The following is a 14,250-nucleotide window of genomic DNA, read 5'->3' on the forward strand; positions in this document are numbered from 1 at the left end:
ATCGTTATTTAACCCAAAATAAGCCTAAATAACGCAGCTGTGGTGCAACAGCTCTCGATCCCCGGTTAATGATATTCTAATATTTTGATAAAAATAAACAATCCTCAATTATTTTGCACATTGGGCCGGAGGTTATGTTACTACATTGTTGATATTGACCGATAAACATTTTAAAGGTAAACGGCTTCGGTACGGTAGATTTTATTAGTTTTATAACAATATGTCACGCAACGATAAATCACCTCACATCCTTAATGCAGCATCAAATTTATTAGGGTTATGTTTTGTAGTACTTACCTCATTGAAATTTCTTAAACTTTCCGAACGGACTTATATCGATGAAACAGTTACAATAGCACTGGTTTTCTTTATGCTGAGCTGCATCTTATCGTTTCTTTCAATCAGGGGTAATATTAAACCAGGTGGCCGGTCAGAAGCCGTGGCCGATTATCTTTTTCTTGGCGGGATGATGGTATTGTTTGTTACCGCCATACTTATTATATTTAATATCATGGTTTAGGTTTAGCATACACAATCTTGTTTCTGGCTTAAAAAAAACACAAACCATCCTAAACATTTATACAATACCGATAATTACTTGCATGGAGCCCATTAGCTTCCGGCATTGCATTATCATCTCTACGCACTTGTCATTGGCAAAATCAGTAAATTTAGTTTTTACCACTATCAAAAATACTTTGTAAAAAAAATTTTGCAATGGTGTAAATTGGTCGTAACTTGTATATCAATTAACCTTACTGCAATTTAATACGCTCTTTTTATTTCTCTCCTGCGCTATCACACTCTGTTTAAATTAATTAACAGAACGTAATGATTGTTAATAAATAATTTACTGCAAATTATGGCTTAACGATTTGATAACCCAGGGTTCTCATTATTTAAAAGTTACCCTCCTACATTTATCAAATCATAAGTTTTAGCCGGATATGGTTGCCTCCTGTTATTGAAATTCTGAATAAGGAATTTGCAGGAGTTTACACTTATGGTATTTTAATATTTGATATGATAATTACTCAACCTGACAATATTACTGTGCTCTCCGGCCAATTTCTTTTCACGATGGTTAATTACAGAATCTTTCCAAAATCGGTTCATAACTTAATGCCTTTCACAAACACAATTTCAGGAATTAAAGCTAATTGAAATAAAAGGATGAAGAAAATACTATTCATTACCGGTTCAATTAACCAAACCACGCAAATGCACCAGATAGCCAATGAGCTGCCTGAATTTGATTGCTGGTTTAGCCAGTTGTTTACTGATAACACAACGCTCAATTACATTATTAATAATACTACGGTACTAAGCGGCACGGTGCTTTCTACCAAGTTTAGGCTTATCTCTGAAGAGTACCTTAAAAACAACAATCTGCAAATAGATTTTCAAGCCAGAAAAAACAAATATGACCTGGTTGTTTATTGTAGCGACCTGGTTGTACCTCAACGGATGCAAAACACCAAAACCATTTGGGTTCAGGAAGGAATGATTGACCGTTATACCCCGTGGAGCCGGGTTGTAAGGAGCCTCAAGCTCCCCCCTACACTATGTGGTAATACTTCACTGAACGGATCATCAAATATCTGTGATGTATACTGTGCAGCATCTCAAGGTTATAAACAATATTTTATGGGCAAAGGTACCGAAGGGCGGAAAATTGCCGTTACGGGCATGCCTAACTATGATAACCTGGTTCAGCACGTAAGCAATGATTTTCCACATCATAATTATGTAATGGTTGCCACTACCGATATGCGTGAAACCTTCCGCATTGAAAACAGGATAGCTTTCATTAAAAAGGCAGTAAAAATCGCTAACGGCAGGCCTTTACTCTTCAAACTTCACCCAAACGAAAATTTTGTCCGGGCCGAAAAGGAGATCCGTGCCAACACTCCTGCCAATACCCTGGTGTACAGTAAAGGTAATACCAACCAAATGATAGCCAATTGCTGCGAGCTCATTACACAATATTCAACCGTGGTGTATACCGGCATTGCTTTAGGCAAAAAAGTTCATTCACTTTTTGATGTTGATGAACTTAAACGGCTTGCACCAATACAAAACGATGGTGTATCGGCAAAAAATATAGCAGCCATTTGCCGCGGCTATTTAAATCATACCGGTAGTGGCGAAAGCTTTGATCCGCAACTGGCTATGAATAAACACCTGGTTAATAAGGCGGAATTTCAATTAACCGAAGAATTGATTGCTAACTGGTAATAATTTTACCGTGAAAAACAAGATACTAATAGTAGTACAAGCCCGCATGGCATCGAGCCGGTTACCGGGTAAGGTAATGCTTCCAATATTGGGTAAAAGCCTGCTTGCCCGGATGGTTGAGCGGCTTCAAATGATCAGTCATAAAGCCGAGATTATCATCGCCACATCCGAAACGCCGGATGATGACATCATTATAAATGAGGCTATAAACATAGGTATCCCCTATTATCGTGGTAGTCTGAACAACCTGCTCGACAGGCATTACCAGGTAGCGAAACTTCATGATGCCGATATCATATTAAAGATCCCATCTGATTGTCCACTGATTGACCCGCGCATTGTTGATCATGTATTGGATTATTTTTTTGCCAACCGCGAGTCTTTCGATTTTGTGAGCAACCTGCACCCGGCTACTTACCCCGATGGCAACGATGTTGAGATAATGACCATGCAATGCCTCACCAAGGCATGGGAAGGTGCAAACCGCCCTTTAGAGTTAGAACACACTACGCCTTATATATGGGAAAACCCGCAATTGTTCAGGATAAATAATGTAGCCTGGCCTGCGGGATTGGATTATTCCATGTCGCATAGGTTTACTATTGATTACGCTGAAGATTATTACTTTATAGAGCGTGTATTCCGGGAATTATACGCTGATAATAATCAGTTCTCCTGCGATGATATTCTTAACCTGCTTAATGAAAAGCCCGAGATCTATAACATTAACGCACAATACGCTGGTGTAAACTGGTATAGGCATCATATGGATGAACTAAAAACTATCGCGCCTGACCAAACTAAACAGGCGCCCACAAAAAACTTACAGGAATTATAACAAGCGAATGATAACAGTGGAGAATAACAATTACCAGGAATTAACGGATACCGCTCTGAAAGTAAGGGAGCATATCATCCGCATGTCTACCGATGGCGGGTGTTTTACAGGGGCATCGCTATCTGCGGTCGACCTGATCGTTTATTTATATAGTCGTTTTTTGAACATTAATAAAGATAACCTTGATGATCCAAACCGCGACTACCTTTTTCTATCTAAAGGCCATGATGTACCTGCCCTGTACGGCACCTTTGCCGAACTGGGTTTATTGGAAAAAGAGCGCCTTAAAAATCACCTCCTGCTTAATGATCATATTTACTGGCACCCAAATACTAAAATTCCGGGCATTGAATTTCACTCTGGTTCATTAGGTCATTTACCTTCGGTGGCTATTGGTGTTGCTATGGACCTGAAGATCAGCGGCAGCACAAACAAAGTAGTTTGTATTTTAGGCGATGGCGAGCTGAACGAAGGCACCTGCTGGGAAGCCATGCTGGTGGCTAACGCCTATAAATTGGATAACCTGCTTTTCGTGGTAGACCGTAACCACTTCCAGGCCAATATGCGTACGGAGGATCTGATTCCGCTGGAGCCGCTTGCCGATAAGTTTGAGGCTTTTGGTGCGGCAGTTAAAAGAATAAACGGACACAGCTTTGCCCAACTCAACGAAACTTTTAATGCCTTCCCTTTCCAGGCCGGAAAACTGAATGTAATTATTGCCGATACCGTACGTGGTAAAGGTTTGCCAAGTATCCAGGAACGTGCCGACAGATGGTTCTGCAATTTCAATGCAGACGAGATTGAGCAGCTTTTACTGGAGCTGCATGGCCAGCACAATACAACATTAACATCAGAAACTTTAGTGGTGCGATAAGATGAGTTACGAAGAACTTTTAACCCAAACAGCCCTTGCCAACGAGCGGGTGATTGTAATGACTGCCGAAAACCGAGCACTGGTACGTAACCTGCCCGGCATATTAGGCAAACGTTTTATTGATACCGGCATTACCGAGCAAACTATGATCGGCGCAGCGGCTGGTCTGGCTTTGCGTGGCCGGACGCCGGTTGTACACGCACTTGCCGCATTTTTAACTATGCGCGCTTTTGAGTTTGTACGCACCGATGTTGGTATAGCCAATTTACCGGTTAAACTAAGCTCCTTTATCCCCGGTTTTTTATCGGACGGTAACGGCCCAACTCACCAGGCTATCGAGGATATTTCTATCATGCGTGGCATCCCTAATGTAACGGTTTTTACCCCTGCCGACGAGGACGACCTGGTAAAGATGCTGCCGCAGATCTGGGAAAGCAAAAGCCCGGCTTACACCCGCATCAATACCCGCAAAACCACTTATATCCACGAGCCTTTTACCATGGGCAAGGCCGAAATAATAGCCGAGGGTACCGACGTAACCATTTTAACCTATGGGCTACTGTTTGAACAGGCGTTAATTGCTGTTGAAATGCTGAAAAGCGAAGGCCTTTCTGCTGGTTTGATCAATATGCGCAGCCTTAAACCGGTTGATGAGCAGGCTATATTAAAAGCATCGGCACAAAGCAAACTGGTAGTTACACTTGAAGATCATTTTTTAACAGGCGGTCTTTACACTATTGTAGCCGAGGTTTTATTAAAAAACCGCACTACGGCCAATGTGCTGCCTATGGCACTGAATGAAAAATGGTTCAGGCCAACTCTGCTTCCTTCTGTGCTTGAGCACGAAGGTTTTACAGGCAAACAAATTGCCGAAAAAATACTGGGCTATCAAACTGCCCATCACCAACCACAAATTTTAACACCTGAATTTTCAGAATAAAAATATTGATCATGGCTAATAAAATAGAGCTTAACAACGATTTTCCGAACATCACCGAATCGGATAAATTATATGAACGCGCTTTAAAAGTTCAAAAACCGGTTACCCAAACCCTGGCTAAAGGCCCGGGACAATTTACCAAAGGTGTAGCGCCGAAATATCTTGTAAAAGGTAAAGGATCGCATGTATGGGATGTTGACGGTAACGAATATATCGACTTAAACTCGGCCATCGGCCCTATTTCGTTGGGTTATGCTTACCCGGCAGTTGATGAGGCTATCCGTCAGCAACTGAACGACGGTATTACCTTTTCATTAATGCACCCTTTGGAAGTTGAACTTTCTGAACTGGTGCAACAAGTCGTACCTAATGCCGAAGCGGTAAAGATCTCTAAAACAGGTGCTGATGTTTGTTCAGCTGCTATCCGCGTGGCGCGGGCATTTACAGGTCGCGATAAAATATTTTGCTGTGGATATCACGGCTGGCATGACTGGTACATTGGTATCACCAGCCGTAATGCGGGCATACCGGAAGCAATCCAGGACCTTACCTATACTTTTGAATATAACGATATTGAATCTGTAAAAGCCGCTTTGGATGAAACCGTTGCAGCTTTAATATTGGAGCCTTTCATCTTTGAGGCACCAAAACCGGGTTACCTGCAGGAGCTGGCCGAAGTATGTAAAGCCAACGGCACCCTGCTCATTTTTGACGAAATGTGGACTGGCTTCCGCGTGGCCGTAGGCGGTGCACAGGAGTATTTTAATGTTAAAGCAGATCTGGCCGTGTTTTCAAAAGCATGCGCTAACGGAATGCCTATAGCCTTGCTGACCGGCCGCGCAGATGTAATGGAACTTTTCAACTCCGAAGTGTTTAGCTATACCACCTTTGGCGGCGAGGCACTATCATTAGCTGCCTGTATTGCTACCATCAATGAGCTTCGCGATAAAAAAGTACCGCAATACCTTGACGAACATGGCGCTTTATTGAAAGATGGCTACAACAGCCTTGCCATTGAATTGGGTGTTGACAAATACACTCGCTGCGTTGGATTTAACTGCCGCAGTATGGTAACCTTTACCCCCGATGCCGGTAACGGACTGGAAGTAAAAACCTTTATGCAGCAGGAAATGATCAAACGCGGGGTGCTTTGGGCTGGTTTTCACAATATGTGCTACAGCCATACTACCGAAGATATGGATTATATCCTTGCTGCCTACCGCGATGTATTGCCTTTGGTAAAAGAAGCCATTGAAAGTGGCAATATCAAAGATCAGTTAAAAGGCGAAGTACTTGAAGCAGTTTTCCGTAAGGTGAGCAACTACAACATCAAACCAAAAAGCATAGCCTAAGCATGGAGCTGTTTTCATTAAAGGGAAAAACCGCTGTGGTAACGGGCGCTTTAGGGCTTATCGGTCGTAAACATTGCGAAGCTCTGGCTGCAGCCGGCGCTAATGTTATCGTAGCGGATATCGATATCGCGCAAACACAGCAATTTGCTGCCGAACTGGGCGATAACCATTTGGGCCTGGGCGTTGATGTAACCAGCAAAGAATCATTGATTGATGCGCTCAACGCAGTGCTTGATAAATATGATTCGGTTGATGTATTGGTGAACAATGCCGCTATTAACGATAAGTTCGAGAACCCGGCCATGGCCAAGGAGCTATCGGCGTTTGAAAACTATCCCTTAGAGGCTTTCCAGCAATCGCTTAATGTAAATATTACCGGGGTGTTCTTATGCTCGCAGGTGTTTGGCACGCAGATGGCGCTGCACCGCAGCGGCAGCATCATCAACATAGCGTCGACCTATGGCATGGTTGGCCCCGATCAAAGCATTTACCGCGATTCGCGTGGCCAGCAAACGTTCTACAAATCAGCAGCTTACCCGGTAACCAAGGGTGCTATCATCAATTTCACCCGCTTTTTGGCCGCCTATTGGGGGCATACCGGTGTGAGGGTAAATACCCTTTCGCCCGGCGGTGTTGAAGCCGGCCAAACCGAGGATTTTATCGGAAACTATTCAGCAAAAACTTTATTAGGCCGCATGGCCAAAGCGTCAGACTATCAGGGCGCGCTTATATTCCTTGCCAGCGAGGCATCGGCATACATGACCGGCGCCAACCTGGTTGTTGACGGAGGATGGACAGCTATTTAATTTAAACCAACTATTATGAACGAGATTTTGAAACAAAAAGCGGCGGGCATTAAACTATTGCTGACCGACAACGATGGGGTTTTAACAGATGCCGGAGTATACTACAATCACGAAGGCGAGCTTTTAAAAAAATTCAGCATGCGCGATGGTATGGGGGTTGAACGCCTTCGCAAATTTGCTGATGTAAATACAGGTATCATCACCGGTGAAAATTCACCTTCATTAATTAAAAGGGCTGAAAAGCTGCAAATAACCGAGTTGCACTTAGGGATAAAAGATAAAGTAGCTTCTTTTAAGGAGATCTGCAGCCGCTTAAATCTGCAACCAAACGAAGTTGCATTTATTGGTGATGATTACAACGATCTGGAAGTAATGAAGCTGGCTGGTCTTACCGCTTCCCCTGCCGATGCTTTACCACATGTTAAAGCACAGGTAGATTTTGTAAGTGCCTTAAACGGCGGTGATGGCTGTTTCCGCGAATTTGCAGAACTCATCATTGAAGCCAAAAGCGATAAATATTTATCAGGCAAAAGAGACGGTACTATTACCCTGCAAAACGGCCGCGTTATTGGCAAAGGCCAGCCAAGTTATATCATTGCCGAAATTGGCATTAACCATAACGGCTCACTTGAGATTTGTAAAAAATTAATTGATGAAGCTGTAGCAGCCAAAGCTGACGCGGTTAAATTTCAGAAACGCACCCCGGAGATCTGCGTACCGTTAGATCAGTGGAATATTATGCGTGATACCCCATGGGGCCGTATTACCTACATCGACTACAAACGCAAAACTGAATTTGGCATAGCCGAATACGCCACTATCGATCAATATTGTAAAAAAGTAGGCATCGATTGGTTTGTATCTGCCTGGGATGCACCTTCTGTTGATTTTATGGAGCAGTTTGACACCATCCTTTACAAACTGGCATCGGCTTCGTTGACTGACTTTGCTTTGATCCAGCGTATATTGGAAACTGGTAAACCATTAATGCTTTCAACCGGTATGTCAACAATGAAAGAGATCGAAACAACTATGGATTATATCAATGCTTTTGATGAAAACTATCCATTGTTCATCGCTCATTCTACTTCGGCTTATCCATGCCCTCCGCAGGAGCTTAACCTTAAAATGATCCAGACACTGGAAAACAAATATCCGGGCATCCCAATCGGCTACTCTGGTCACGAAACTGGTTTGGCAACTACAGTAGGTGCAGTAGCTATGGGTGCTACCTTTGTTGAGCGCCACTTTACGCTTGACCGCGCTATGTGGGGATCAGACCATGCAGCATCAGTTGAACCACAGGGATTGCAACGTTTGGTGCGTGATATCAGGGATGTAGAAACCGCAGCCGGCGATGGTGAAAAAAGGGTTTACGAATCAGAACTGGCACCGATGAAACGTTTGAGAGTTAACATCAGCGACGAATACAAGGAAAAACCAACAGCTAAATAATAATAAATGTCTCGGCAGGATTTAACTACCTTAATTACATCCATTATCCTTTTTTGCTGGATAGCATTCATCATAGCCTGGGAAAGGATTTCACCTTACAGAAAAGGTTTGAAATTTTTCAGGGAAGGCTTTTGGATTGATTTGGTGTGGTATACACTGATACAAAGCTACTTTTTGAAGATCATTATTTTCGATTATATCATTACGCCGTTAAAAGCGCATTTTGATCTGTCGCATTTTCAATTTGTAAGTAGCTGGCCGGTGGTACTGCAAGTGTTATTCTTCCTGTTTACGCATGACCTTTATATTTATTTGTTTCACCGCTTTCAGCACTCCAATAAATTTTTTTGGCGCATTCATGAGGCGCACCACTCGGGCAAAGAAGTTGATTTTCTGGCCGGTTCGCGTTCGCACATCATGGAGATCGTCATCAATCAAACTATTGAGTTTGCACCTATCATATTGTTAGGTGCAGACCCAATAGTTATACCTATTAAAGCCATGTTAGATGCTATGTTCGGCATGTTCATACACGGCAATATCAAGGTAAATATGGGCAAGCTTAAGTACATTATTAACTCGCCCCAGCTGCATTTATGGCACCATGCCAATTACCAGGAGGTTTTTCACGCCAACTTCGCGACGAAGTTTTCATTTTGGGATTACCTGTTCGGCACCGTTTATGACCCTGGTCATGCGCCCGGCAATAAACCCGAAAACTGGGGGCTTTACTATGATTACCCCAAAGATTACTTTATGCAGCATGCCTTCAGTGTAAAACGCTTTGATGAAAAAACGCTACTCAAATACCGGTGGTTTAACTGGTATTATAATTTAAGGCCACGGTTTATGAATTGGTTGATAACAATCATACCGGCAAGGTTAAAAACTCTCATTACCGTTAAAATAAACAGCACTCCCAAATTGGAGATTGAGCAACAACCCGTTACCTTAGTAACTGAACAAGAAAACGTACTACAACAAAACTAACATATTGGCCTGGTTATATCTTTTTATTGCCGCCGCGTTTGAAGCGGCCTGGACCTTCTCATTGAAGTTCATGAAATTCAGCGATTTGAAAGCGCTCCGCATCAATTCTGTGTTAAGCCTGCAGCATGGCTTACCGGTTTGGCTACCCTTTGTGGGCTACATTGTTTTTGGCATCGGAAATATCTATTTCTTTTCGTTAGCTATAAAACTGGTACCTACCGCGGTAGCTTATGCAGTATGGACAGCCGTAACCCTGATCCTGATCAAATTAGTTGAGGTTTCGTTTTTGAACCAACGCCTCTCCTATGTAGAGATATTTTTCATGCTCCTCATCATGACCGGGGTTTTAGGTTTGAAATTTTATGGCCCTGAAGTGAAGTAAAGCCCAATGCTATTTACTGAAAGCTTCCTTTTTTAATTTAGCTTTCAAAGCATCAAACCGTACCCAGTACAGGTGGCAATCCTTTTCGCCGGTACCTTTAGTATAAAACAGGTATTTGCCATCAGGAGTAACATATTCACCCCAGCGGTGCGCGTCACCGTCATTGATCAGCGGACCAAGGTTTTGCGGTGTTGTCCAGCTATGATCAGACTTGCGGAAAGTGATGCCAAGTTCACATTCAAAATCAGGCTTTTCCTTATAACTGATGATCATATATGATTCATCAGGCGCAATATAAAAATCGCCGTCAAAGCCAGGTGTGTTAATAACCGGGCCCAGGCTTTTAACAACTGTATCTGTTTTGGTGACGGTAAGGGTACAAAAATCATAATTAGTATAATCTTTCATTTTACCCGGGCTTACATTGCTGCCTATATAAAAAGTACCGCTGTATGTGGGCATAAGGTCATACAAGCCATAATCCTTCTTTAAATAAGTTACGGGGCTTGTCCAACCTGTTTTGGTGCGGTGCGATACCCAAACAATAGCATGGCGGCCATCGCCCTTACCACCTAAAAAGTACATGCTTTTACCATCGATAGAGAAAGTTGGCGCATAATAGCCATAGTTGAGTACAAAGGGCCCCCGCCACTTATTACCTTCAAATTTAAAATAACGAATCCTATTACCCTTTGAGGTAAACCAATGCATAGCATTACAATAATAAAATTCTTTTCCATCTGCCGAAAAAGCCGACCTATCCATAGCTATGCCGCTATCTGGCACCAGCATTTGCTGCGCGAAAATCCGTGGCGTATCATTGGGCAGGCGTTGGCCTAAATAAGCATTTTTACTATTGAAAAAATTATTTTGAGCTAACAAGCTGGTGCAAAAGCAACAAGCCAGAAACAGGGAAAGTACAAAGCTTTTCATAACGCGGTGGTTAAGTTTATTTTAATGGTGATTTTGTTATATACAGATCTGCAAAACAAAATTAGCGGGGTGAGTTACATTCCCCGGTTCAAACCCGTTCAAGTTTGATTCAATTAAAATCAAGCCGGTTTATGCGCACCATATTTCTCCAGATTGGTGCATTACATTAGTATAAATCAAATAAAAGCACTTATGAAAAAGATCACCTTATTAACCATCACTGCCGCCCTGCTTGGCACTGGTGCTATTGCAAATGCAGCCATTGGTTTAGAAGTACCTGCGGCAGTAAAACAAGGCCTCGCCAAAAAATATCCGAATGCAACAAAAGTCACCTGGGAAAAAGAGAAAGGAAATTATGAAGCCAATTGGGGCGGTAAATCGGGTGAGGATACTTCGGTAACATTTACCCCAGCGGGCGAATTTGTTGAAGAAGTTGATGCGATGCCGGTTAGCCAACTGCCTTCCGCTGTTTTTGAATACATTAAAACCAATTACAAAGGCGCAAAAGTTAAGGAAGCCGGACATGTAACCAATGCTGCGGGCAAAAAGACGTTTGAAGCAGAAATAAAAGGAAAAGACCTGTTATTTGACGAAAGCGGCAGGTTTATTAAAGTTGATTGAGTTCGGTCGTCACAATCCAGTTAATCTTAAAATAATACTATCTTTTGTAACAATTCAAATTTAATTTGTACGTTTAAGACAATTGTAAAGCATATTCCGGGTTCACGCCCGGAATATGAATAAAACCGGACTCTTTTTGTATTTTTAATCTACCACAATTTGCTATCCTCTTTTGAGATTTATTCCCGAACGTCAAGCTCAACAAGACTGTTATTTTCCAATATTTTAACACCGTTGCTTATTTTCATATTGTTTCCGCTGTGCGGCACAGCGCAGCAACCGGACAGCGTTAAGAAAACACAATCCTCGGTAATAACAAGCGTTAAAGGGCAAGTGGTAGATGATGTCTCCGGGCAAGCGCTTCCCGGTATTAATGTTAAACTTACCGGCGGTAAATACGGAACAATTGCAGACCCGGATGGAAAATTTGAGTTAAACGCCCCGGGAGCGTTTACACATATTTCCTTCTCTTACATTGGCTATCAAACCATTGTCAAAGTAATTAAACCCGGACAGGTCAACGTTCTTCACATAAGGCTTCATGGCAGTCAAACCCAGCTAAAAGAAGTTACTGTGGTTTCAGGCAAAAAACAGCGTTATCGCAACAAAGGCAATCCGGCAGTCGAACTCATTCAGCAGGTTATCGACCATAAAAAACAAAACCGGATGGAAAGTGCCGATTACCTGCAATATGATCAATATGAACGGATCAATCTGTCATTTATCGACGTTCCCGCCAAATTAATGAACAGCCGTTATTTTAAAATGTATCAGTTTATGCTTGATACGATCAAAAACAACGGACAAACACAGGTGCTGCTCCCCGCCTATTTTAGCGAAAAGCAATACCAAAATTATTACCGTAAAAATCCGGCTAAATCTATACGGGTGCTGAAAGCGCAAAAAGAAGCCAATGTGCTTAAATTTCTTGATACTGCAGGTTTGGACGTTTATATGAACAGGCTTTATGGTAATGACATCGATATTTACGAAAACAACGTTTTCATTATAACCAACCAGTTCCTCAGCCCCATTGCCGATCACTCTCCTAACTACTACAAATTCTTTATTACCGACACTATACAAACAGGCAAGGAAAAACTGATAGAGCTAAGCTTTACACCACGCACAAAAGGCGATTTGCTTTTTGAAGGTAAACTAATGGTGAGCATGACCGGCAACTATGCAGTACGATCGTGCGAGCTGGATGTAAACAAGCAGATCAACATTAATTTTATGCGAACGCTTAAGATCACGCTTGATTTTGAGCAAAATCCCGGTGGCAAATATTTTTTAAGTAAAAGTGATGTTAAAGCCGACTTTGGTATTTTAAAAAACAAAGGGCTGGGTCTGATGGGTGAACGAACGGTGTTTTTATCAAACTACGTTGCAGATAAACCACTTAGCGCCACTTTTTACGATGGCAAAGAATTACAGATAGCAGCCGATGCCAACAAACCAGATACCGCGTACTGGACACAGCAACGGCCCGATACCTTGTCAGATCATCAATCGAAGATCTATCCGCGCATTTCCAGGTTAGAAAAAATGCCGCAATTTAAAAGAGCGACCTGGGTTGCGGCTACCTTCACTGGCGGTTATGCTAAGGTGGGGCCTGTAATGATTGGCCCCATTGGAACAATTTACTCGCGTGACAGTCAGGAAGGATCTCGTTTTCAGCTCGGCGGGCGTACCAATCCCGAATTAAGCAAATCAATATATTTTGAGGGCTTTGGCGCTTACGGGGTACGTGATAAAGCATTTAAATACAATATCGCTACTTTCTACTCATTTAATAAAACACCTTTTTACCGCTACCCTAACGACTACCTTAAGGCAAGTTATCAGAACGATGTCGACGTACCTGGAAGGGATCTTTCAACCATCAATCAGCAAGCTGCACTTTCCTCATTTTCCACAGGGAAAACAACATACTGGCTTTATAGTAAGATTGCCAAAATTGAATATGTAAAGGATTTTGAAAACCACTTTTCGTTCGATCTGGCATTCAGAAACTGGAACCAACGTCCGGCCGCGTCACTGGCATTTCAATACAACGATGAGGCTAACACCTTGCTGCATGACCTGACAACCAGCGAGCTGAACCTCGCCTTCAGGTATGCACCTCATGAACAGATCTTACAGGGAACGGTATACCGCCGCACCGTCTACAGCAAATACCCGATCATGAATTTGCAGATCAATCACGGTTTTAAGGGCCTGTTCAACGGTGCGTATGATTTCACAAGCGTTAAAGCAAGCATTTTCAAGCGTTTCTACCTCTCTCAGCTTGGTTATACTGATATTACTATACTTGGAAATTATTTAATGGGTAAAGTGCCCTTTCCACTCCTGAACATCGCCCCGGCAAACCAATCGCTGGCTTATAACGAGGATGCGTATAACCAACAGACGTACCTTGAGTTTGTAAGCGACCATTACGCGGGTATCAACTTAACTCATAGCTTCAACGGCTTTTTGCTGAATAAATTCCCATTGATAAAACATCTGAAATGGAGAGAATACCTATCAGCCAAAGTATTATATGGTGGTTTACGCAATGAGAACAACCCGCTTTATTCATCTAATTTATTCCGATTCCCGGTAGGCGGTGATGGTGCAAACGGTACTTACGCCTTAGGCACTAAGCCTTACGTAGAGGCTGGCGTAGGCATAGGTAATATATTTAAATTTTTGAGGGTGGATGGGATCAAAAGGTTTAACTACCTTGACCATCCGGGCGCCGCGGAATATGGCGTTAAATTTAGTTTCAACCCGGATTTTTAAAACAAGTTCCGGTTATAGCCGGAACTCATCAGTA

Annotated in this window: 13 protein-coding genes; 12 read left to right on the forward strand and 1 reads right to left on the reverse strand. The window is 42.5% G+C overall.

Annotated elements, in window-relative coordinates; all coding sequences use genetic code 11:
* Positions 1-220: 220 nt before the first annotated feature.
* The 10 genes from AC1DUD_RS08980 (at position 221) to AC1DUD_RS09025 (ending at position 9,875) form a co-directional block, all read left to right on the forward strand.
* Positions 221-520, forward strand: coding sequence for a hypothetical protein (locus tag AC1DUD_RS08980; RefSeq protein WP_477373739.1), 300 nt, complete (start codon positions 221-223; stop codon positions 518-520).
* A 653-nt stretch (positions 521-1,173) separates the two neighbouring features.
* A complete protein-coding gene (locus AC1DUD_RS08985) occupies positions 1,174-2,238 on the forward strand; it encodes a hypothetical protein (RefSeq protein ID WP_477373741.1) in 1,065 nt (354 codons plus the stop codon).
* A gap of 10 nt (positions 2,239-2,248) precedes the next feature.
* Positions 2,249-3,076, forward strand: coding sequence for a cytidylyltransferase domain-containing protein (locus AC1DUD_RS08990; RefSeq protein ID WP_477373743.1), 828 nt, complete (start codon positions 2,249-2,251; stop codon positions 3,074-3,076).
* Positions 3,077-3,083: 7 nt separating this feature from the next.
* The gene (locus AC1DUD_RS08995; protein WP_477373745.1) at positions 3,084-3,950 is read left to right on the forward strand and encodes a transketolase; all 867 of its coding nucleotides are present in this window, start codon (positions 3,084-3,086) and stop codon (positions 3,948-3,950) included.
* Position 3,951: 1 nt separating this feature from the next.
* Positions 3,952-4,890, forward strand: a complete 939-nt coding sequence (locus AC1DUD_RS09000) for a transketolase family protein (protein WP_477373747.1) — start codon at positions 3,952-3,954, stop codon at positions 4,888-4,890.
* An 11-nt stretch (positions 4,891-4,901) separates the two neighbouring features.
* Positions 4,902-6,242: an aminotransferase class III-fold pyridoxal phosphate-dependent enzyme gene (locus tag AC1DUD_RS09005; RefSeq protein WP_477373749.1), complete on the forward strand. Its 1,341-nt coding sequence runs from the start codon at positions 4,902-4,904 to the stop codon at positions 6,240-6,242.
* Positions 6,243-6,244: 2 nt separating this feature from the next.
* A complete protein-coding gene (locus AC1DUD_RS09010; RefSeq protein ID WP_477373751.1) occupies positions 6,245-7,048 on the forward strand; it encodes an SDR family oxidoreductase in 804 nt (267 codons plus the stop codon).
* A gap of 15 nt (positions 7,049-7,063) precedes the next feature.
* Positions 7,064-8,503 carry an N-acetylneuraminate synthase family protein gene (locus AC1DUD_RS09015; RefSeq protein WP_477373753.1) on the forward strand — a complete coding sequence of 480 codons (1,440 nt, stop codon included), beginning with the start codon at positions 7,064-7,066 and terminating at the stop codon, positions 8,501-8,503.
* Positions 8,504-8,509: 6 nt separating this feature from the next.
* A complete protein-coding gene (locus AC1DUD_RS09020; protein ID WP_477373755.1) occupies positions 8,510-9,493 on the forward strand; it encodes a sterol desaturase family protein in 984 nt (327 codons plus the stop codon).
* Positions 9,494-9,497: 4 nt separating this feature from the next.
* Positions 9,498-9,875: a DMT family transporter gene (locus tag AC1DUD_RS09025; protein WP_330861167.1), complete on the forward strand. Its 378-nt coding sequence runs from the start codon at positions 9,498-9,500 to the stop codon at positions 9,873-9,875.
* Positions 9,876-9,884: 9 nt separating this feature from the next.
* Here the strand turns inward: AC1DUD_RS09025 and AC1DUD_RS09030 are convergent, their stop codons facing one another.
* Entirely contained in the window at positions 9,885-10,808 is a 924-nt protein-coding gene (locus tag AC1DUD_RS09030) for a hypothetical protein (protein ID WP_477373757.1), read from the reverse strand.
* A gap of 192 nt (positions 10,809-11,000) precedes the next feature.
* On the opposite strand from AC1DUD_RS09030, the gene AC1DUD_RS09035 reads away from it, so the two are divergent.
* Both AC1DUD_RS09035 and AC1DUD_RS09040 read left to right on the forward strand, forming a co-directional pair.
* Complete coding sequence (locus tag AC1DUD_RS09035) at positions 11,001-11,429, forward strand: PepSY-like domain-containing protein (RefSeq protein ID WP_477373759.1); 429 nt, start codon at positions 11,001-11,003, stop codon at positions 11,427-11,429.
* 234 nt (positions 11,430-11,663) lie between these two features.
* On the forward strand, positions 11,664-14,216 hold the full coding sequence (locus tag AC1DUD_RS09040; RefSeq protein ID WP_477373761.1) for a DUF5686 and carboxypeptidase-like regulatory domain-containing protein: 2,553 nt from the start codon (positions 11,664-11,666) through the stop codon (positions 14,214-14,216).
* Positions 14,217-14,250 lie beyond the last annotated feature (34 nt).

This window comes from Mucilaginibacter sp. P4_A11 (assembly GCF_056402535.1).

What these genes read in the sequence shown, in the direction of transcription:
- AC1DUD_RS08995 (WP_477373745.1), top strand. Translation starts at nt 3,084, where the DNA reads ATGATAACAGTGGAGAATAACAATTACCAGGAATTAACGGATACCGCT.
- AC1DUD_RS09010 (WP_477373751.1), top strand. Translation starts at nt 6,245, where the DNA reads ATGGAGCTGTTTTCATTAAAGGGAAAAACCGCTGTGGTAACGGGCGCT.
- AC1DUD_RS09015 (WP_477373753.1), top strand. Translation starts at nt 7,064, where the DNA reads ATGAACGAGATTTTGAAACAAAAAGCGGCGGGCATTAAACTATTGCTG.
- AC1DUD_RS08985 (WP_477373741.1), top strand. Translation starts at nt 1,174, where the DNA reads ATGAAGAAAATACTATTCATTACCGGTTCAATTAACCAAACCACGCAA.
- AC1DUD_RS09005 (WP_477373749.1), top strand. Translation starts at nt 4,902, where the DNA reads ATGGCTAATAAAATAGAGCTTAACAACGATTTTCCGAACATCACCGAA.
- AC1DUD_RS09035 (WP_477373759.1), top strand. Translation starts at nt 11,001, where the DNA reads ATGAAAAAGATCACCTTATTAACCATCACTGCCGCCCTGCTTGGCACT.
- AC1DUD_RS08980 (WP_477373739.1), top strand. Translation starts at nt 221, where the DNA reads ATGTCACGCAACGATAAATCACCTCACATCCTTAATGCAGCATCAAAT.
- AC1DUD_RS09030 (WP_477373757.1), bottom strand. Translation starts at nt 10,808, where the DNA reads ATGAAAAGCTTTGTACTTTCCCTGTTTCTGGCTTGTTGCTTTTGCACC.
- AC1DUD_RS09020 (WP_477373755.1), top strand. Translation starts at nt 8,510, where the DNA reads ATGTCTCGGCAGGATTTAACTACCTTAATTACATCCATTATCCTTTTT.
- AC1DUD_RS09000 (WP_477373747.1), top strand. Translation starts at nt 3,952, where the DNA reads ATGAGTTACGAAGAACTTTTAACCCAAACAGCCCTTGCCAACGAGCGG.